This window comes from Paracoccus zhejiangensis (assembly GCF_002847445.1).
Classification (GTDB): domain Bacteria; phylum Pseudomonadota; class Alphaproteobacteria; order Rhodobacterales; family Rhodobacteraceae; genus Paracoccus; species Paracoccus zhejiangensis.
On record NZ_CP025430.1, the window covers coordinates 376,491 to 394,122 of the forward strand.

The window sequence follows — 17,632 nt, forward strand, 5'->3', positions numbered from 1 at the left end:
TTGCATCCCCCCGCCCAACCCGCCACATAGCCTCAAGGCCAGAGGGGACCATCCATGCGCATTCCGGTTCAGAAACAGGCGAAATGGTGGGGCGTCGCGGCGGCGATTCTGCTGTTGGTGATGTGGCTTCTGGGCAGCGCGGTTCTGCCCTTCATCCTTGGCGCGGGCGTGGCCTATCTTCTGGACCCGGTGGCTGACCGGCTGGAGCGGATGGGGCTCTCGCGGACCATGTCGGTGGTGGTGATCACCGGCTTCGCGGTGCTGATCTTCGTCATTGCGATCCTCTTGGTCGTGCCGGTCCTCGTGAGGCAGGCGACGGCGCTGATCGAGACCTGGCCGCAGATGGTCGAGGGGCTGCAGCGTTTCCTGACCGCGCAATTCCCCAGCCTCTTCCCCGAGGGCAGCACGCTCTCCTCGACGCTGTCGCAGATGGGTTCGGCCATTGGCGAGCGGGCGGGCGAGCTGTTGTCGACCGTCATGGGCTCGGTCGCGGGCGTCATCAGCGTCATCGCGCTTCTGGTCATCGTGCCGGTCGTGGCCTTCTACCTGCTCCTTGATTGGGACCACATGGTCGCCAAGATCGACACGCTGCTACCGCGCGAACATGCGCCGACGATCCGCCAGCTGGCGCACGAGATCGACGAGGCGCTGTCGGGCTTCATCCGCGGGCAGGGGCTGGTGATGCTGATCCTCGGCGCCTGGTATTCGGTGATGCTGGCGGTGGTCGGGCTGCCCTTCGGCTTCTTCATCGGCATCATGGCGGCGGCTTTGTCCTTCATCCCCTATGTTGGCACGGTGCTGGGCGGCGGCACGGCGCTTGGGGTTGCGCTGTTCAGCTTCTGGGGTGACCCGATGTGGATCGGCGCGGTGGCGGCGATCTTCATCATCGGGCAGGTGGTCGAGGGCAATTACCTGCAGCCCAAGATCGTCGGCGGCAGCATCGGGCTGCACCCGGTCTGGCTGCTTCTGGCCCTGTCGGTCTTCGGCGCGCTGTTCGGCTTCGTCGGGCTGGTCGCGGCCGTGCCGCTGGCCGCGGCGCTTGGCGTCATCGTCCGCTTCATGATCCAGCGCTATCGCGAAAGCAGCGTCTATACCGGCCGCGCCGCCCCGCCCGAGCCGGCGCAGCCGATGCTGGTCGAACTGGTTCCGCGCGGCACGGTCGAGGCCGAGCGTCACATCGCCCGGGTCGAGAATGCCGCTGCCGCCGGTCGGGACGAGACCGCCTGATCCGTGGCGCGGCAGCTGACCTTTGACCTCGCCGGCGATCCGGCCCATGCGCGCAGCGATTTCCTGGTCGCCGGGGCAAACCGGCTGGCGCTTGCCACGCTGGACGCACCCGAAACCTGGCCGCAGGGGCGGATGCTGCTGATCGGCGAGGCCGGTGCGGGCAAGACCCATCTGGCGAGCTTCTGGGCGGTTGAACAGGATGCCGAGCGCATTCCGGCCCGGCTGCTGTTGCCCGAGATGACCGATGCGCTGGCCTTTGACGGCGGCGCGCTGGTGGTCGAGGACGCGCATCGGGTGGGCGGGTTTCCCGAGGCCGAACAGGCGCTGTTCCACCTGTGGAACCTCTGCCATGCGCGCGACTGCAAGCTGCTTCTGACCGCGCGCACGCCGCCGCGCGACTGGGGGCTGGGCTTGCCCGACCTGCGCAGTCGCATGGACGCCATGCCGCAGATCCGCATCGACGCGCCCGACGAGACGCTGCTGGCCGCCGTGCTGGTGAAGCTCTGCGCCGACCGGCAATTGCCGGTGCCGTCCGCCGTGATCGACTGGCTGGTCCTGCGCATGGATCGCGACCTGGGCCTTGCCCGCAAGCTGGTCGAGGCGCTGGACCAGGCGGCGATGTCGGACCAGAAGCCGGTCAGCCGGCGGCTCGCCTCGGAGTTGCTGGACAAGCTGGCCACCGCCGACGCATGATCCGGCCGTTCCTGCCCGCCCAGCACATGACGAGACATGACCCAGGCCGATTTCCTTCGTAACCCCTTTCCCACGGCACAAGAAGTTCCCGGCGGTACGCCCGAGGGGCCGGCGCGCTTTTTCAACCGCGAACTCAGCTGGCTCAGCTTCAATTGGCGGGTGCTGGACGAGGCCCGGAACGAGCGCGTGCCGCTGCTGGAGCGCCTGCGCTTCCTGTCGATCAGCGCCACCAACCTTGACGAGTTCTACACCGTCCGCGTGGCCGGCCTGCGCGAACTGGTGCGCGAGGGCAATGGCGTGCCCTCGGATGACGGGCTGACGCCCTCGGAACAGCTGATGCTGATCAATGCCGATGCCCGCCGGCTGATGGGTGCGCAGCAGGCGGTCTGGAACCGGTTGCGCCGCGCCATGGCCGAGCAGGGGCTGACCATCCTCGAGCGCGAGGACGTGACCGCCGAGGAAATGACCTATCTGAGCCGCTATTTTCAGGACAGCGTCTTCCCGGTGCTCTCGCCACTGGCCATCGACCCGGCCCATCCCTTTCCCTTCATCCCCAATGCCGGCTTCTCGCTGGCGCTTGAGCTGGTGCGCGACCGCGACGACCGGCGGATGCAGGCGCTCTTGCCGATCCCGGCGCAGCTGGCGCGCTTCATCCGCCTGCCGGGGACCGAGCGTTTCCTGCGGCTGGAAGACCTGCTCTTGATGAACCTTGCGAGCCTGTTTCCCGGCTACCGCGACAATGGCCATTGCGCCTTCCGCGTGCTGAGGGACAGCGATCTGGAGGTCGAGGAAGAGGCCGACGACCTGGTGCGCGAATTCGAGACCGCGCTGAAGCGCCGCCGCCGTGGCAGCGTGGTGCGGCTGAAGATCACCGCCGGCGCACCCGAGCGGATGCGGGCGCTGATCATGGAGGAACTCGAGGTCCATCCCGACGAGATGGTCGAGGTGCAGGGCCTTCTGGGCATGGCCGACCTGTCGGAACTGGTGCTGGACAACCGCCGCGAGCTGCTGTGGCCCGGTTTCACGCCGCGCGTGCCGGAACGGGTGCAGGACCATGACGGCGACATGTTCGCGGCGATCCGGCAAAAGGACATGCTGCTGCATCACCCCTATGAAACCTTCGACATGGTGATCCGCTTTCTGGCGCAGGCGGCGCGCGATCCCGATGTGCTGGCGATCAAGCAGACGCTCTATCGCACCTCGCGCGACAGCCCGATCGTCGAGGCACTGTGCGAGGCGGCGGAATCGGGCAAGTCGGTGACCGCGCTGGTGGAACTGAAGGCGCGCTTTGACGAGGCCGCCAATATCCGCCAGTCGCGGCGGCTGGAACGCTCGGGTGCGCATGTCGTCTATGGCTTCGTGAACCTCAAGACCCATGCCAAGATCAGCAGCGTGGTGCGGCGCGAGGGCGACCGGCTGGTCACCTATACCCATTTCGGCACCGGCAATTACCACCCGATTACCGCCCGCATCTATACCGACCTGTCGCTGTTCACCTGTGACCCGGCGCTGGGACGCGATGCGATCAAGGTGTTCAACTATCTCTCGGGCTATGTCAGCCCCGAAGGTCTGGAAAACCTGTCGATCAGCCCGGTGGACCTCAAGGAAGACCTGCTGGCGATGATCAATCGCGAGGCGGAACTGGCGCGCCAGGGCCGGCCCGCCGCGATCTGGGCCAAGATGAACGCGCTGATCGAGAAGGACGTGATCGAGGCGCTTTATGCCGCCAGCCAGGCCGGGGTGAAGATCAGCCTGGTCATTCGCGGCATCTGCGGCGTGCGCCCGGGCATCAAGGGCCTGTCCGAGAATATCCGGGTGAAATCCATCGTCGGTCGCTACCTGGAACATTCGCGCATCGTCTGCTTCGGTAATGGCCATGGCCTGCCCTCGGAAAAGGCGCGGGTGTTCTTTTCCTCGGCCGACTGGATGGGGCGGAACCTGTCCTTCCGGGTGGAAACGCTGGTCGAGTGCAAGAACGAGACGGTGAAGGCGCAGATCGTCAGCCAGATCATGGCGGCGAACATGGCCGACGAGGCGCAAAGCTGGATCCTGCAGCCCGACGGGCGCTATATCCGCTACCTGCCGACCGGGCGCGATGACCTGTTCAACTGTCATCGTTTCTTCATGGCAAATCCATCATTGTCGGGTCGCGGCACGGCGGGGCATCGCGACGTGCCGGCGCTGACCCATTCGTCGGATTGACCCCGGCGGGATGACGGGTCATCTACACATGGCAAACCCGGCGCGCTTGGCCGGACGGCCAGAAGGAGACAGGCGATGAACGGGGTTCTGACGACTGCTGGCAAGAAGATCGAGCCCTGGGGCGATTCGATCTTCACCGATGATTCGGCCCGGGCACTCAGCCGTGTGGGCGTGGTCGATGTCGGCTCGAACTCTATCCGTCTGGTGGTGTTCGAGGGTGCGGCGCGCAGCCCGGCCTATTTCTACAACGAGAAGGTCATGGCCGGCCTGGGGCAGGACATGGCCGCCACCGGCAAGCTGAACCCCCAAGGCGTGGAACGCGGGTTTTCGGCGCTGAAACGCTTTGCCGCTTTGGCCGAGGGCATGGGCGTCAAACCCCTGACCTGCGTTGCCACCGCCGCCGTGCGCGATGCCGAGGATGGCCCGGCCTTCCAGAAGCGCGTCGAGGAGGAACTGGGGCTGAAGCTCTGGGTCATCGACGGCCAGGAAGAGGCGCGGCTCTCGGCGCAGGGCGTGCTGCTGGGCTGGCCCGATGCCAGCGGGCTGGTCTGCGACATCGGCGGCAACTCGATGGAACTGGCGGTGCTGAAGGACGGCAAGGTCGGCAAGCGCGCCACCTCGCAGCTTGGCCCCTTCCGCCTGCAGCAGGTCAAGGGCGGCAAGGATGGCCTGCGCGCCCATATCAAGGCGGTGATGGAGGAGCTGGCGGCGCAAGTCGGCACCGATCACGACCGCATCTACCTGGTCGGGGGCTCCTGGCGGGCCATCGCGCGGCTGGATATCGAGCGCACGCAATACCCGATGACCGTTCTGCACGAATACCGCATGGGTCCCGCGGCGGTGCAGGACACCGTGAAGTGGATCGAGGAGAACGACATCGAGCATCTGCGCAAGCTGGTGGGCATCGGCACCGCGCGGATGGAACTGGTGCCCTTGGCCGCGCAGGTGCTGCGCCAGCTGGTCCTGACCTTCAAGCCCAAGGAACTGGCGGTCAGCAGCTATGGCATCCGCGAGGGCCTGCTTTACGAGCACATGTCCAAGACCCTGCGCAAGCGCGACCCGCTGATCGAGGCCGCCCGCTTCACCGAGCGGCAGATGGCCCGCACCCCCGGTTTCGGCAAGAAGCTCTACAAGTTCCTCGAACCGCTCTTCGCCGGCGTGACACCCGAGCGCGACCGGCTGATCCGCGCCGCCTGTCTCTTGCACGACACCACCTGGCGCGCCCATCCCGATTACCGCGCCGAGGCCTGTTTCGACAACGTCACCCGCGCCAACATGGCCGCGCTGTCCCACCCCGAGCGCATCTTCCTCGGCCTCGCCTTGCTGCACCGCTACAAGAACAGCCGCGAGGATTCTCCGATGACGCCGCTTTTCGCGCTGCTGAACGAACGCGAGACCAAGGATGCTGAAATCCTCGGCAAGGCCATGCGCTTCGGCGCCATGTTCTCGGTCAAGGACCCGAACAGCGCGGGGACGCTGACCCTGCGGCCGAAGGCGCTGGAGCTGAAGCTGACCCGGGTGGGGCAGGCGCTGTTCGGCGAAGTGGCGCGGTCGCGGTTCGAGTCGCTGTGTAAGTCGATGGAGGTGGAGGCGGTGGTGGTGTGAGGGGGCACAAAGGGCTGCGAGATAGAATGTTCGACAAGCTATGCAAACTTTTTTGGGGGCGCCGGTGTCGATCGCACATCGGCTAGAGAAGGGAAAAACAATTGTCTCTCGATCTCCTATGTGAGACCTAGTTTCTCGATAGGTTTCTGCACTTACAACACAATTAAAGATTGCAAACTTACAACTGATAGGCGAAATTCGGTTTATCGCACTATCGTGGGGTTGGAATGCACCGAATTTTCAAGATCAATATTAGTAATTTCAAATCTATCAAGGAAATAGAGCTTCCTCTTGAGTCTTTTACCCCGCTAGTTGGCTACAATAATGCTGGTAAGACGAATATTCTTCAAGCCCTGTCATGGGTAGTAAAAAAATACTCTCTACAGGCATCTGACTTTTGTCGTCCTGAATCTCCGGTTGTAGTCACGGCAGAGATTTCTGGCATAGACGAGAATGTCCTTGGCGCATTGGGAGCCAATCACAGAAATCGAATTGAGCCGTACGTGCTGGGTGGGGTTATATCCCTTCGTCGAAAGCAGGATGCTCCAGATTTGCCAGTCGCTCAGATCAGCCTGCAAATCAAAAGAATTGAAAATGAAGAAGAAATCTGGGATGCCAACCCTGCAGGGATAGATCAGGCGATTTCTCAACTATTTCCGGAACCAATTTTCATTGGAGCTATGGAGAATGCAGCTGAAGACGTTGGAAAATTCGCTTCAGGCACGACAATTGGAAAGCTTATAAAGGAAATAGTTGGACCCGTCAGTCAGCGCAATTCCGATTCGGTGAGAGATTCGCTAGCACAGGTCGCCAAGAGATTGTCTGCCGACGGCGATGAGAAGGACGAGTCGCTAGTAAATTTGGATAATCAAATTCATGCGGAGCTCGAACGGTTTTTCCCTGGAGTTATCGCAAAAACTCATATACAGACACCAGAATTTTCTGATTTTCTCAAAAGTGCAACGATCAAAATCTATGATCAGCAGAATGACGGAGCAATAGGCCGCGATGCTTCCGCTTTTGGTCACGGCGCACAACGTTCTGTTCAGATAGCATTGATCAAGTGCCTATCCAAAATACGCAGACAAGCTGCCGAAAATCAGGCTCGGACTACGCTTCTGCTTATCGATGAGCCCGAGCTATACCTGCATCCACAGGCAATCGAGGTTGTTCGGGTCGCACTGAGCCGGCTCTCAGCGGAGGGTTATCAAGTTGTTTTTACAACCCACTCCGCAAACATGATAGCTCGCTCGATCGCGCCGAACGCCTTGTTGATCCGCCGCACACCGGAGCAAGGCACAATATGTTTTCCAAGGATGGTCGATGCCGTTCAGAATGCGATCGCGGATGCCGATCATCAGTCGGCAACACTGTTTGCTCTTTCGAACTCGACACGGCTGCTGTTCGCGGAAAAGGTAGTGTTAGCTGAAGGTAAAACTGAGCAAACGCTTCTTCCGGACCTATTTCAATCTGAAGCCGAATGCTCGCTTGAGGAGGATAGACTCGGATTGGTTTCCCTCGGTAGTTCGAGCGATGTACCAAAAGCGCTTCCTGTACTATCGGCCATGGGAATCCCCACCAAGGCGGTCGTCGATCTTGATTTCGCCTTTAGGCCAGCTATCCAGCACGAACTCATCGCGAATGACAATGTCGCCGTCTTGGGCTGCCGGGCGATTTTAGCTCGACTTCAGGGCGAGGGTAAAATTGACCTAGCTGAGGACGGGTTTCCTAAAAAGCACGGTGAGGTCACCGCCGCCAGAGCGTACGAGATAATGGCGGCAGAGCCAGACGCTCGCGAGCACGTCGCCGCAGTCCACGAATATCTTAAGCAACTAGGCATATGGGTGTGGACGGACGGAACGATAGAAACGCATCTTGGCTTGGAGGGTAAAACGCCGTCTGTACACAGCACATTTCTGTCCAAGTTTTTATCCGATGGGTTTCGAGAGGCCCTTCCAAACTATGCGAGTGTTCAACAGATGCTCCAATGGCTTAGGCAATAGATGAAGCCGTCTTCTTCTACCCTAACACGTCAACGAGCTGCGTGTTTACTCGCCGACCGACTAAGGCCTCGAAATGCCATTATCTCCCCCCCTCACACCCTCCACCCCAGAAAATTCCCGATCATCCTCAACCCCACCCCCTGCGACTTCTCCGGGTGGAACTGCGTCCCGACGATATTGTCCCGCCCGACCACCGCCGTCACCGCGCTGCCATAACCCGCATGGGCCAGGCGCTCGGCGGGGTTTGCCACGCGGAACTGCCAGCTATGGACGAAATAGGCGTGATCGCCGGTGGTGATGCCCTCCAGAACCGGGTGGGGGTGGTCGATGACGAGGTCGTTCCAGCCCATATGCGGGACTTTCAGGCCGGCGGCGCGGGTTTCCGCCGCGTCGATGGCCACCACCTCGCCGCCGATCCAGCCCAGACCCTCGGTCGGGCGGTATTCATGGCCGAGATCGGCCAGCATCTGCATGCCGACGCAGATGCCCATGAAGGGCACCCCGCGCGCCAGCACCGCGTCCCGCAGCGCCTCGGTCATGCCGTCCACCGCGTCCAGCGCCGCCCGGCAGGCGGGAAAGGCGCCGTCGCCCGGCAGGACGATCCGGTCGGCCCGGGCCACGACCTCGGGGTCCGAGGTGACCACCACCTCGGCGCCGGCCTCGCGGCCCATCAGCTGGAACGCCTTTTCCGCCGAATGCAGGTTGCCGCTGTCGTAATCGACCAGCGCCACCCGCATCAGAGCGCCCCCTTGGTCGAGGGCAGGAGGCCGGCCATGCGCGGATCGGGCTCGACCGCCTCGCGCAGGGCGCGGGCCACCGCCTTGAACGCGGCCTCGGCGATGTGGTGGCTGTTCAGCCCGTGCAGTCGGTCGACATGCAGGGTGATGCCGCCATGGGTCGAAAGCGCCTGGAAGAACTCGCGCACCAGTTCGGTGTCGAACGTGCCGATCTTCTGGGTCGGGAAATCGACATTCCAGACCAGAAACGGCCGCGCCGACAGGTCCAGTGCCGCCCGCACGAGGCTGTCATCCATCGCCAGAAGGAACGAGCCATAGCGGCGGATGCCGCGCTTGTCGCCAAGGGCCTGGATCAGCGCCTGACCGATGGCGATGCCCACATCCTCGACCGTGTGGTGATCGTCGATATGCAGATCGCCCTCGGCCCGCACGGTCAGGTCGATCAGCGAATGCCGCGACAGCTGGTCCAGCATGTGGTCGAAGAAGCCGACCCCGGTCTGGTTGTCATAGACCCCGCTGCCGTCGAGGTTCAGGCTGACCTCGATCTTGGTTTCGGCGGTGTTGCGGGTGAGGGTGGCGCTGCGCATCGGCTGATCCTTCGACTGTCGCGGCGGTTATAGGCCGGGCAGGGCGGTCAGCCAAGATGCAGTTGTCCCTGCGGATAACGCACGCGAGACGGCACGCTGGTCGCGAGGAAAACCCCAAGCGTCAGCGGCCCGACCCGGCCGAGGAACATCACCACCATGATGACGATGCGGCCAAACTCGCTTAGCTCGGGTGTGACCCCGCGCGAGAGGCCGGTGGTGCCGAAGGCGCTGGCGACCTCGAAGCTGATATCGAGGAAATCCGCCGTCTCGGTCATCATCAGGACGAAGATCGCGCTGAACATCAGCACGGCGGAGAGCGCGATCAGCGCCATGACCTTCAGCACCTCCTCGAGCCCGACCGAACGCCCGAAGGCCCAGACATGGGTCCGCCTGCGAAAGAAGGCCAGCGTGGCAAGGAACAGCACCATGATCGTGGTGACCTTCAGCCCGCCCGCTGTCGAGGTCGGGCCGGCGCCGATGATCATCAGCGCCATGTAAAGAAGCGAGGTCGACTCGTGCAGCTCGCCGATGGGCACGGTGTTGAAGCCGGCGGTCCGCGGCACGACGCCCTGGAACCAGGCCACGGTCATGCGGGCGAGCCAGCTGTCGAACTGCCCCAGCGTCTCGGGGTTGTTCCATTCCAGCACCGCCGTCAGCCCGACGCCCAGCACGATCAGCACCGCCGTGCCCACCAGCATCAGCCGGGTGTGCAAGGTATAGCCCTGCCAGAACTTGCGCCGGGCGATCTCGGAGGTGACCAGGTAGCCGATGCCGCCGGTGATCCAGAGTGCCGGCAGCACGACATTGATGATCGGGTCGGTGGCATAGTTGACCAGCCCCGGCGAGAAGGTCGAGAAGCCGGCATTGTTGAAGGCCGAGACCGAGTGGAAGATGGCGTGCCAGAGGCCCATCTCGAACCCGTATTTCGGCACGAAGGTCAGGCACAGCAGCATTGCGCCCGCGACCTCGGCCAAGAGCACGATGCGCAGGATGGTATAGGTCAGCCGCGACAGGCTTTCATAGGAGGTCTGCTTCAGATCCTCGCGCAGGTAATGGCTCTGGGCCACGCCGATGGACATGCCAAGCGCCGAAAAGACCAGCACGGCGAAGGTCATCAGCCCCAGCCCGCCCAGCTGGATCAGCATCATGACGATGAGCTGCCCCCAGAAGGTCAGGGTCAGCTCGGAATCGATGACGCCAAGCCCGGTCACCGTCACCGCCGAGGTCGAGGTGAACAGCGCGTCCAGCAGCGTGATCGGTCGCGTGGTGGCAATGGGCAGCATCAGCAGGAAGCCGCCCAACAGGATCAGCGCCAGGTAGCCGGTGGCCAGAACCGCCGTTGGCGGGGTGCGGCTGAGCCAGCGCTGGAAGCCGCGCCGGGTCAGGCGGGGGAAGCGTGTCACAGCCGGTCGCCGAAGGCCGTCAGCTCGGGCCGCTTGCCCAGCAGCAACATGCGGTCGGCCTCTTTCAACAGATAGCCCTCGTCCTGACCGCTGAAATACTCGGTGCCGCGCATGACGCCCAGCACCCGCACGCCTTCGCCGATCGCCAGATCGCCGATGGCCTTGCCGGCCAGCCGTTTCGGGATCAGCAGGTTCACCACGCTGAAGCCATTGCCAAGCGCGACATAATCTTGGACCGCCGGGTTGTTCAGCATCTGCGCCGTGTGCCGGCCCATCTCCAGCGCCGGCAGAATCACCCGGTCGACGCCGATCTTGGACAGGATGCGGTGCTGAGTGCGGTTCTCGGCCTTGGCCCAGATGGTCTCGACCCCGATCAGCCGCAGGTTCATCGCCGCGAGGATGCTGGCCTCGAGATCGTTGCCGATCGAGACCAGCGCGACATCGTATTGATAGGCGCCCGCCTCGCGCAGCGCGCCCTCGTCGGTGGCATCCAGGATGACCACGCTCGACAGGGTTTCGGCCATGGCCGACACCCGCCGCTCGTCATTGTCGATGCCAAGGACCCGGTTGCCGAAGCGCGCCAGTTCGGCCGCGACCACGCTGCCGAAGCTGCCAAGTCCGACGACGACGAAATTGCGGTTCTCGCGACTCATGTGTCCCGGCTCCTTTTCGGTGGGCGGATACTGCGCAGGGGCGCCGCGAAGGGTCAAGACGGGGTGCGCATTGGTCGCATCAGGCCCCGGATTCGTCGCGAAAACTGCCACGCGGGGCGGGTGGGTGGCCATTCTGGACAGGATGTGGCAGGTTTCTCGCCCCCGGCGGAAATCCGCCAGATGACCATGAAAACCAACAAAGGAAAGGGACGGAATGAACAATCCCGCCGATCCACGACCCGACGATGCGGATGACCGCATCACCGAGGGGCAAGAGACTGCACCCCCCGAGGTCGAAGCGATCCCCGAGCCCGAGGGCGCAACCGAAATCATCGAGACCGATTACGAGATCGGGCAGGACAATATCCAGAACCGCGGTGGCATTCCCTACGACATCCACAACCCGGTCTTTGTCATTTCGGCGAGTGCGATCCTGATCTTCACCGTGGTGACCATGCTGTTCGCCAGCTCGCTCGAGCCGGTCTTCACCGGCTTGCGCGATGCGCTGACCGGCAATCTCGACTGGTTCTTCCTGACGGCGGGCAACATCTTCGTGCTGACCTGCCTGATCCTGATCGTCTCGCCCTATGGCAGCGTCCGCCTGGGTGGTCCCGAGGCCACACCGGATTTCAGCCTGTCGGGCTGGTTCGCGATGCTGTTTGCCGCCGGCATGGGCATCGGGCTGATGTTCTATGGCGTGGCCGAGCCGATGGGGCATTTCGACGCCGCGCTGGCCGGGCCGGTGGTCGAGGACGGGGTGCGCACCGATTGGGCACCGCTTGCGGGCGCGACCGGGGACGAGCTTGGCGCGCGCCGCCTTGGCATGGCCGCCACGATCTTCCACTGGGGCCTGCACCCCTGGGCGATCTACGCGGTGCTGGCGCTGTCGCTGGCGCTTTTCTCCTATAACAAGGGCCTGCCGCTGACGATGCGCTCGGTCTTCTACCCGATCTTCGGCGACCGCATCTGGGGCTGGCCCGGTCATGTCATCGACATTCTCGCGGTCTTTGCCACGATCTTCGGGCTCGCCACCTCGCTTGGCCTCGGGGCCGAACAGGCGACGGCGGGGCTGAGCCATCTCTTCGGCATCGAAGCCAGCCTCACCACCAAGATCATCCTGATCGTGGTCATTACCCTGATCGCCACCATCTCGGTCGTGGCCGGGGTCGAGAAGGGGGTGAAGCTTCTGTCCGAGGCCAATATGGCGCTGGCGATCCTGCTGCTGGTCTTCGTCATCGCCGTCGGACCGACCTGGTCGATCCTGACCGGCTTCTTCGGCAATCTGCGCGCCTATGCGGTCGACATCATTCCGCTCTCCAACCCCTTCGGGCGCACGGATGACAATTTCCGCCAGGGCTGGACCGCCTTCTACTGGGCCTGGTGGATCAGCTGGTCACCCTTTGTCGGCATGTTCATCGCCCGCGTCTCGCGCGGTCGGACGGTGCGGCAATTCCTGATCGCCGTGCTGATCGTACCGTCGCTGGTCTGCGTGTTGTGGATGACCGCGCTTGGCGGCACCGCCATCTCGCTGACGCTTGGCGGCTTTGCCGGCATCACCGAGGCGCCGCTGGAACTGAAGCTTTTCTCGATGCTGGAACAGCTGCCGCTGTCGCAGATCAGCAGCTTCATCGGCATCATCCTGGTGATCGTCTTCTTCGTCACCTCCTCGGATTCCGGTTCGCTGGTGATCGACACCATCTCGGCCGGGGGCAAGATCAACGCCCCAGTGCCGCAGCGGGTGTTCTGGTGCAGTTTCGAGGGTCTGGTCGCCATCGCGCTTCTGCTGGGCGGCGGGTTGACGGCGCTGCAGGCGATGGCGGTCTCGACCGGTTTGCCCTTCACCATCGTGCTTCTGGGCGCGGTCTGGGCGATCTTCAAGGGACTGGCGGCGGAACGGCGCGAAATCGCCTGAACCTGTCGAAATGACCAAAAGGACGGGCGGGAAACCCCGCCCGTTCTTGTTTTATGTGCCCGGGGATGCCAGAAAGTCGCATGACGCCCTGTCTGCGACAGCCTCAAGGATTTAGGTGATGAGTGATATCAAGGCCAGCGAGCGCCGTCTGGCTGCTGCGCTTGACCGAATGGATTATCTTCTGGAAACCGCCGCGCCGCGACAGGCCGGCCAGGGTGGCGCGGACCCCGCGCTGCAGGCCCGGCTGGACCAGGCGCTGGCCGATAATGACCGCCTGCAAGCCGCGCTCGAGGCGATGCGCCAGCCGCCGCAATCGCCGGCCGATCTCGACGGGCAGGGCGATGGCCGGCTGGTCGACCTGGCCGACCATGCCGCGCGGCTGTCGCAAGCCAACGAGGAACTGGTCGCCGCCAATCGCGGGCTGATCGAGGCGATGGCCGGCGAGACCGACGGGGTCGAGGCCGTGGCCGTGGCGCTGGAGGCCGAGATCGAGGCGCTGCGCGCCGCCCGCGCCGCCGAGATCGCCCAGATCGCCGAGATCATGGCCGAGCTGCAGCGGATGCTGTCGGATTCCGCCGCCTCGGATGCCCCCTTCGCCGCCGATGTCGCCAGCCCCGCCGCTGCCGCGCGCGCCGCCGATATCGTCAGCTTCGGCGACGAAGGCGGGGTGCCCGAGCTGACCCGCGAGCGCGATCCCGGTTTCGATGCCGTCTATGGCGAGGACGGGGACGAGCTGGCCGAGGACGACGATCTGGACGACGCAGAAAGCAGGGGCAGGTAAATGGCCGAAGTCGATTTCTCCATCGGACACAAGGACTATCGCCTTGGCAGCCAGCCGGGCGAGGAAAAGCTGCTGCGCCGGGCCGCCGCACTTCTGGATGCCGAGGCGCAGGTGATCCTGGAACAGGCCGGGCGGATGCCGGAACAGCGGTTGCTGCTGCTGGCGGGGCTGATGCTGGCCGACAAGTTCTCGGTGCTGGAAGACCGGGCCGAGAAGGCCGAGAAGCAATTGGCGCGACTGCAGTCGAACCCGGCCAAGGTCGAGGTGCCGGTGATTCCCGCCGACCTGAAAGAAGCCATGGCCGAATTGGCCGCGCGGGCGGAATCGCTGGCCGAACAGCTCGAGGACCGGCTGGTCGATTGACACACCGCTAGGCTGCGCGTCGAAATCGCCGCTTTCATCCCCGGCCGCGATCCTCTATTGCCTCATCCGTAAAAACGGACCGAAAGGGGCATCTGATGGCCAATGTGGTGGTGGTCGGCGCGCAATGGGGCGACGAGGGCAAGGGCAAGATCGTCGACTGGCTGAGCGAACGCGCCGATGTGATCGCGCGGTTTCAGGGCGGCCATAATGCCGGTCACACGCTGGTCATCGGCGGCGAGGTCTACAAGCTGAACGCGCTGCCCTCGGGCGTGGTGCGCGGCGGCAAGCTGAGTGTCATCGGAAATGGCGTGGTGCTGGACCCCTGGCACCTGGTCAAGGAGATCGCCGCCATCCGCGAACAGGGCGTGGACATCAATCCCGAGAACCTGATGGTGGCGGAAAACACCCCGCTGATCATGCCCTTCCACGGTGAACTTGACCGGGCGCGCGAAGCCCAGAACAGCGTCGCCCGCATCGGCACCACCGGCCGGGGCATCGGCCCCTGCTACGAGGACAAGGTTGGCCGCCGCGTGGTGCGCGTCGCCGACCTGGCCGATGACGACACGCTGCAACTGCGCGTCGACCGGGCGCTGGTCCACCATAACGCGCTGCGCGCCGGTCTGGGTCTTGAGCCCATCGACCGCGAGGCGGTGCTGACGAGCCTGCGCGAGATCGCCCCGGAGATCCTGAAATATGCCGCCCCGGTCTGGAAGGTGCTGAACGAGGCGCGCCGCGCCGGCAAGCGCATTCTGTTCGAAGGCGCGCAAGGGTCGCTGCTCGACATCGATTTCGGCACCTATCCCTATGTCACCTCCTCGAACGTGATCGCCGGTCAGGCCGCCACCGGCACCGGCATGGGGCCGGGCGCCATCGGTTTCGTCCTCGGCATCGTCAAGGCCTATACCACCCGCGTGGGCGAGGGGCCGTTCCCGACCGAGCTGAACGACGAGGACGGCCAGCGTCTGGGTGAGCGGGGCCGCGAATTCGGCACCGTCACCGGGCGCAAGCGCCGCTGTGGCTGGTTCGATGCGGTGCTGGTGCGCCAGACCTGCGCCATCTCGGGCGTCAACGGCATCGCGCTGACCAAGCTCGACGTGCTGGACGGGTTCGAGACGCTGAAGATCTGCGTCGGCTACGAGATCGACGGCGAGCGCTTCGATTACCTGCCGACCGCTGCCGCCGTGCAGGCCAAGGTGACGCCGATCTACGAGGAAATGCCGGGCTGGTCGGAATCGACCGCCGGGGCCCGCAGCTGGGCCGATCTGCCCGCCGAGGCGATCAAATATGTGCGCCGGATCGAGGAGCTGATCCAGTGCCCGGTCGCCATGCTGTCCACCAGCCCCGAGCGCGACGACACCATCCTTGTGACCGATCCCTTCGCGGATTGATCCCATGGACCTGAAGACCCGCAAGCGCCTGTCGCTGTTGCTCTTGGTGATCGGCCTGCCGGGCTATATCGCCATCGCCTGGATGATCCTCGGCTGGCTGGGCGACCGCTATGGCCGCCTGCCGATTCTGGTCGAGCTGCTGGTGATCGTGGTCTTGGGCATCATCTGGATCCTGCCGTTCAAGCGCATCTTTTCCGGCATCGGGAAGGGTGAGTGACCGCGCCGGTCGTGACCTCGGCGGGCGGCGTCACCCTGATCGGGGGCGGCGCGGTGTCGGAGCGCGATCTGGAACAGGCGCTGGCGCTCGCGCCCTTGCTGGTCGCCGCCGATAGCGGCGCCGACGAGGCGCTGGAGCTGGGACATCGCCCCTCGGCGGTGATCGGGGATTTCGACAGCCTCTCCGAAGCCGCGCGCGACCTGCTGCCGCCCGGTGCGCTCTACCGCGTCGCCGAACAGGACAGCACCGATTTCGAGAAATGCCTGACCCGGATCGAGGCGCCCTTCGTCATCGCCGTGGGTTTCGCCGGGCGGCGTCTGGATCACACGCTGGCGGCGCTGAACGTGATGGCGCGGCTGCCCGCGCCGAATGTCCTCCTGATCGCCGCCGAGGACGTCGTCTTTCTCTGCCCGCCCGCGCTGTCGCTGGACCTGCCCATCGGATCACGTCTGTCGCTGTTCCCCATGGGTCCCTCGCAAGGCACCAGCCATGGCCTCGAATGGCCGATCGACGGGCTGGATTTTGCACCGGCGGGTGCCAGCGGCACCTCGAACCGCGTGACCGGACCCGTGCGCCTGACCATGACGGGACCGATGCTGGTGATGCTGCCCCGCGCCGGGCTGGCGGCGGCACTGGCCGGGCTCGGGTTTACTGCCTGAGTAGCACCGCCCGCGCGCCCTCGTCCCGCGCCCAGCCATTGATCGCCGCGACCAGCGCATTGACCATGCGCCCGCGCCAGACCGGGTCGGTCAGGTGCTGGCGGTCGGTGGGATCGGTGAGAAAACCCAGTTCCAGCAGCACCGAGGGAATGTCGGGCGATTTCAGCACCGAGAAGCGCGCGCCCTTGACCGGGCGGCGGTGCATCTCGATCCCGGCCAGCGCCATGCGCGAGGCGAGGAACTTGGCGAAATTCTCGGACCGGGGCTGAGTCTCGGTGCGCGCCAGGTCCATCAGCACGCCGGCCAGCGCGTCGTCGGTGCCGGTCAGGTCCATGCCCGCCAGCAGGTCATCGCGCTCGTGCCGCTGCGCCAGAAGCTGCGCCGCCGCGTCATTGGCGGTTTCGTCCCAGGTATAGATGGTCGCACCCGCCGCCTCGCCCTCGGGCAGGGCATCGGCATGCAGCGACAGGAACAGGTCGGCGCCCGCCAGCCGCGCCGCCGTCATCCGCGATTCCAGCCCCATGAAGCTGTCATCGCTGCGGGTCAGCACCACGCCGATGCCGATGCGTTCCAGCGCGTCGCGTGCGGCCAGGGCCACGGTCAGCACGATCTCGGCCTCGGAATGGCCATCGGCCAGCGCACCCGGATCGATGCCGCCGTGGCCGGGATCGATGGCGACGATCAGCCGGTCATCGGCCAGCGCCTCGGGCTTGACCACCGGCGCAACCGGCTCGGGCAGGTTGCGCAAAGCGGCGGCGGCGCTGGCGCGGGGGCGGAATTCCTCCTGCTTGACCGGCTTCAGCGCGACGCGCAGCACCGGCTGCATCGCCTTGGTCGAGAGCGCGCTTTGGGTGACCGCATAGGGACCGGGCAGTTCCGCCACCAGCCGCGACCAGCCGCGCTGGAAACGGCCCCAGCGGATCGCCGGCACCAGATCGGCCCCGAACAGCTGCTGGGGCTGCGCCTCGCCGAAATCGAAGCCCTTCATGTCGACGACCAGCCGTGGCGGACCGTCGAGCAGGAAGACCCGGTAAGGCACCGGCTCGCTGAGCGTCAGGCGCAATTCCATCGGTCGCGGCCGACCCCGGTCGCGCCCCTCGGCGGTCAGGGCCGAGGCGCCGAGATCCAGCAGGGCCTGGTCCTGCGCCGTGGCCGCAAGGGGGGCAAAGAGCGCCAGCAGCAGCGCCGCGATGCGCAGCATC

The 17,632-nt window shown here is 64.7% G+C and carries 16 protein-coding genes; 11 read left to right on the forward strand and 5 right to left on the reverse strand.

Annotated features, from left to right (window positions below; translation table 11 throughout):
* The first annotated feature begins 54 nt into the window (after nt 1–54).
* The 5 genes from CX676_RS01915 (at nt 55) to CX676_RS01935 (ending at nt 7,730) form a co-directional block, all read left to right on the forward strand.
* Complete coding sequence (locus tag CX676_RS01915) at nt 55–1,227, forward strand: AI-2E family transporter (protein WP_101751108.1); 1,173 nt, start codon at nt 55–57, stop codon at nt 1,225–1,227.
* Between the two features lie 3 nt (nt 1,228–1,230).
* Nucleotides 1,231–1,920, forward strand: a complete 690-nt coding sequence (locus CX676_RS01920) for a P-loop NTPase family protein (protein ID WP_101751109.1) — start codon at nt 1,231–1,233, stop codon at nt 1,918–1,920.
* A 36-nt stretch (nt 1,921–1,956) separates the two neighbouring features.
* Nucleotides 1,957–4,122 (forward strand): RNA degradosome polyphosphate kinase, encoded by a 2,166-nt coding sequence (locus CX676_RS01925; protein WP_101751110.1) that lies wholly within the window; start codon nt 1,957–1,959, stop codon nt 4,120–4,122.
* Nucleotides 4,123–4,197: 75 nt separating this feature from the next.
* The gene (locus CX676_RS01930) at nt 4,198–5,727 is read left to right on the forward strand and encodes a Ppx/GppA family phosphatase (RefSeq protein ID WP_101751111.1); all 1,530 of its coding nucleotides are present in this window, start codon (nt 4,198–4,200) and stop codon (nt 5,725–5,727) included.
* 227 nt (nt 5,728–5,954) lie between these two features.
* On the forward strand, nt 5,955–7,730 hold the full coding sequence (locus CX676_RS01935) for an ATP-dependent nuclease (protein WP_101751112.1): 1,776 nt from the start codon (nt 5,955–5,957) through the stop codon (nt 7,728–7,730).
* A gap of 92 nt (nt 7,731–7,822) precedes the next feature.
* On the opposite strand, the gene hisH is transcribed toward CX676_RS01935, so the two are convergent.
* The 4 genes from hisH to CX676_RS01955 are packed head-to-tail and all read right to left on the reverse strand — an operon-like array spanning nt 7,823 to nt 11,110.
* Complete coding sequence (hisH, locus tag CX676_RS01940; protein ID WP_101751113.1) at nt 7,823–8,467, reverse strand: imidazole glycerol phosphate synthase subunit HisH; 645 nt, start codon at nt 8,465–8,467, stop codon at nt 7,823–7,825.
* Complete coding sequence (gene hisB, locus CX676_RS01945) at nt 8,467–9,054, reverse strand: imidazoleglycerol-phosphate dehydratase HisB (protein ID WP_101751114.1); 588 nt, start codon at nt 9,052–9,054, stop codon at nt 8,467–8,469. The genes hisH and hisB overlap by 1 nt, the downstream gene beginning before the upstream one ends.
* Before the next feature lie 47 nt (nt 9,055–9,101).
* Nucleotides 9,102–10,457 (reverse strand): TrkH family potassium uptake protein, encoded by a 1,356-nt coding sequence (locus CX676_RS01950; protein WP_232816558.1) that lies wholly within the window; start codon nt 10,455–10,457, stop codon nt 9,102–9,104.
* On the reverse strand, nt 10,454–11,110 hold the full coding sequence (locus CX676_RS01955; protein ID WP_101751115.1) for a potassium channel family protein: 657 nt from the start codon (nt 11,108–11,110) through the stop codon (nt 10,454–10,456). Before CX676_RS01955 ends, CX676_RS01950 begins: the two co-directional genes overlap by 4 nt.
* 214 nt (nt 11,111–11,324) lie before the next feature.
* Between CX676_RS01955 and CX676_RS01960 the strand changes: the two genes are divergently transcribed.
* The 6 genes from CX676_RS01960 to CX676_RS01985 all read left to right on the forward strand — a co-directional run bounded on the left by CX676_RS01960 (nt 11,325) and on the right by CX676_RS01985 (nt 16,430).
* A complete protein-coding gene (locus tag CX676_RS01960; RefSeq protein ID WP_101751116.1) occupies nt 11,325–13,022 on the forward strand; it encodes a BCCT family transporter in 1,698 nt (565 codons plus the stop codon).
* A 118-nt stretch (nt 13,023–13,140) separates the two neighbouring features.
* Nucleotides 13,141–13,803, forward strand: a complete 663-nt coding sequence (locus CX676_RS01965) for a hypothetical protein (protein WP_198590259.1) — start codon at nt 13,141–13,143, stop codon at nt 13,801–13,803.
* Nucleotides 13,804–14,166 carry a cell division protein ZapA gene (locus tag CX676_RS01970; protein WP_101751117.1) on the forward strand — a complete coding sequence of 121 codons (363 nt, stop codon included), beginning with the start codon at nt 13,804–13,806 and terminating at the stop codon, nt 14,164–14,166.
* A 95-nt stretch (nt 14,167–14,261) separates the two neighbouring features.
* Nucleotides 14,262–15,554 (forward strand): adenylosuccinate synthase, encoded by a 1,293-nt coding sequence (locus tag CX676_RS01975; RefSeq protein WP_101751118.1) that lies wholly within the window; start codon nt 14,262–14,264, stop codon nt 15,552–15,554.
* A 4-nt stretch (nt 15,555–15,558) separates the two neighbouring features.
* A complete protein-coding gene (locus CX676_RS01980) occupies nt 15,559–15,771 on the forward strand; it encodes a DUF2842 domain-containing protein (RefSeq protein WP_101751119.1) in 213 nt (70 codons plus the stop codon).
* Nucleotides 15,768–16,430 carry a thiamine diphosphokinase gene (locus CX676_RS01985; protein WP_101751120.1) on the forward strand — a complete coding sequence of 221 codons (663 nt, stop codon included), beginning with the start codon at nt 15,768–15,770 and terminating at the stop codon, nt 16,428–16,430. The genes CX676_RS01980 and CX676_RS01985 overlap by 4 nt, the downstream gene beginning before the upstream one ends.
* Here the strand turns inward: CX676_RS01985 and CX676_RS01990 are convergent.
* Nucleotides 16,420–17,631: an N-acetylmuramoyl-L-alanine amidase gene (locus CX676_RS01990; RefSeq protein WP_101751121.1), complete on the reverse strand. Its 1,212-nt coding sequence runs from the start codon at nt 17,629–17,631 to the stop codon at nt 16,420–16,422. The genes CX676_RS01985 and CX676_RS01990 overlap by 11 nt on opposite strands.
* Nucleotide 17,632 lies beyond the last annotated feature (1 nt).

Coding starts and splice junctions, on each gene's coding strand:
- hisB (WP_101751114.1), bottom strand. CDS start 9,054: ATGCGCAGCGCCACCCTCACCCGCAACACCGCCGAAACCAAGATCGAG.
- CX676_RS01975 (WP_101751118.1), top strand. CDS start 14,262: ATGGCCAATGTGGTGGTGGTCGGCGCGCAATGGGGCGACGAGGGCAAG.
- CX676_RS01955 (WP_101751115.1), bottom strand. CDS start 11,110: ATGAGTCGCGAGAACCGCAATTTCGTCGTCGTCGGACTTGGCAGCTTC.
- CX676_RS01925 (WP_101751110.1), top strand. CDS start 1,957: ATGACCCAGGCCGATTTCCTTCGTAACCCCTTTCCCACGGCACAAGAA.
- CX676_RS01990 (WP_101751121.1), bottom strand. CDS start 17,631: ATGCTGCGCATCGCGGCGCTGCTGCTGGCGCTCTTTGCCCCCCTTGCG.
- CX676_RS01935 (WP_101751112.1), top strand. CDS start 5,955: ATGCACCGAATTTTCAAGATCAATATTAGTAATTTCAAATCTATCAAG.
- CX676_RS01960 (WP_101751116.1), top strand. CDS start 11,325: ATGAACAATCCCGCCGATCCACGACCCGACGATGCGGATGACCGCATC.
- CX676_RS01965 (WP_198590259.1), top strand. CDS start 13,141: ATGAGTGATATCAAGGCCAGCGAGCGCCGTCTGGCTGCTGCGCTTGAC.
- CX676_RS01970 (WP_101751117.1), top strand. CDS start 13,804: ATGGCCGAAGTCGATTTCTCCATCGGACACAAGGACTATCGCCTTGGC.
- CX676_RS01980 (WP_101751119.1), top strand. CDS start 15,559: ATGGACCTGAAGACCCGCAAGCGCCTGTCGCTGTTGCTCTTGGTGATC.
- hisH (WP_101751113.1), bottom strand. CDS start 8,467: ATGCGGGTGGCGCTGGTCGATTACGACAGCGGCAACCTGCATTCGGCG.
- CX676_RS01930 (WP_101751111.1), top strand. CDS start 4,198: ATGAACGGGGTTCTGACGACTGCTGGCAAGAAGATCGAGCCCTGGGGC.
- CX676_RS01915 (WP_101751108.1), top strand. CDS start 55: ATGCGCATTCCGGTTCAGAAACAGGCGAAATGGTGGGGCGTCGCGGCG.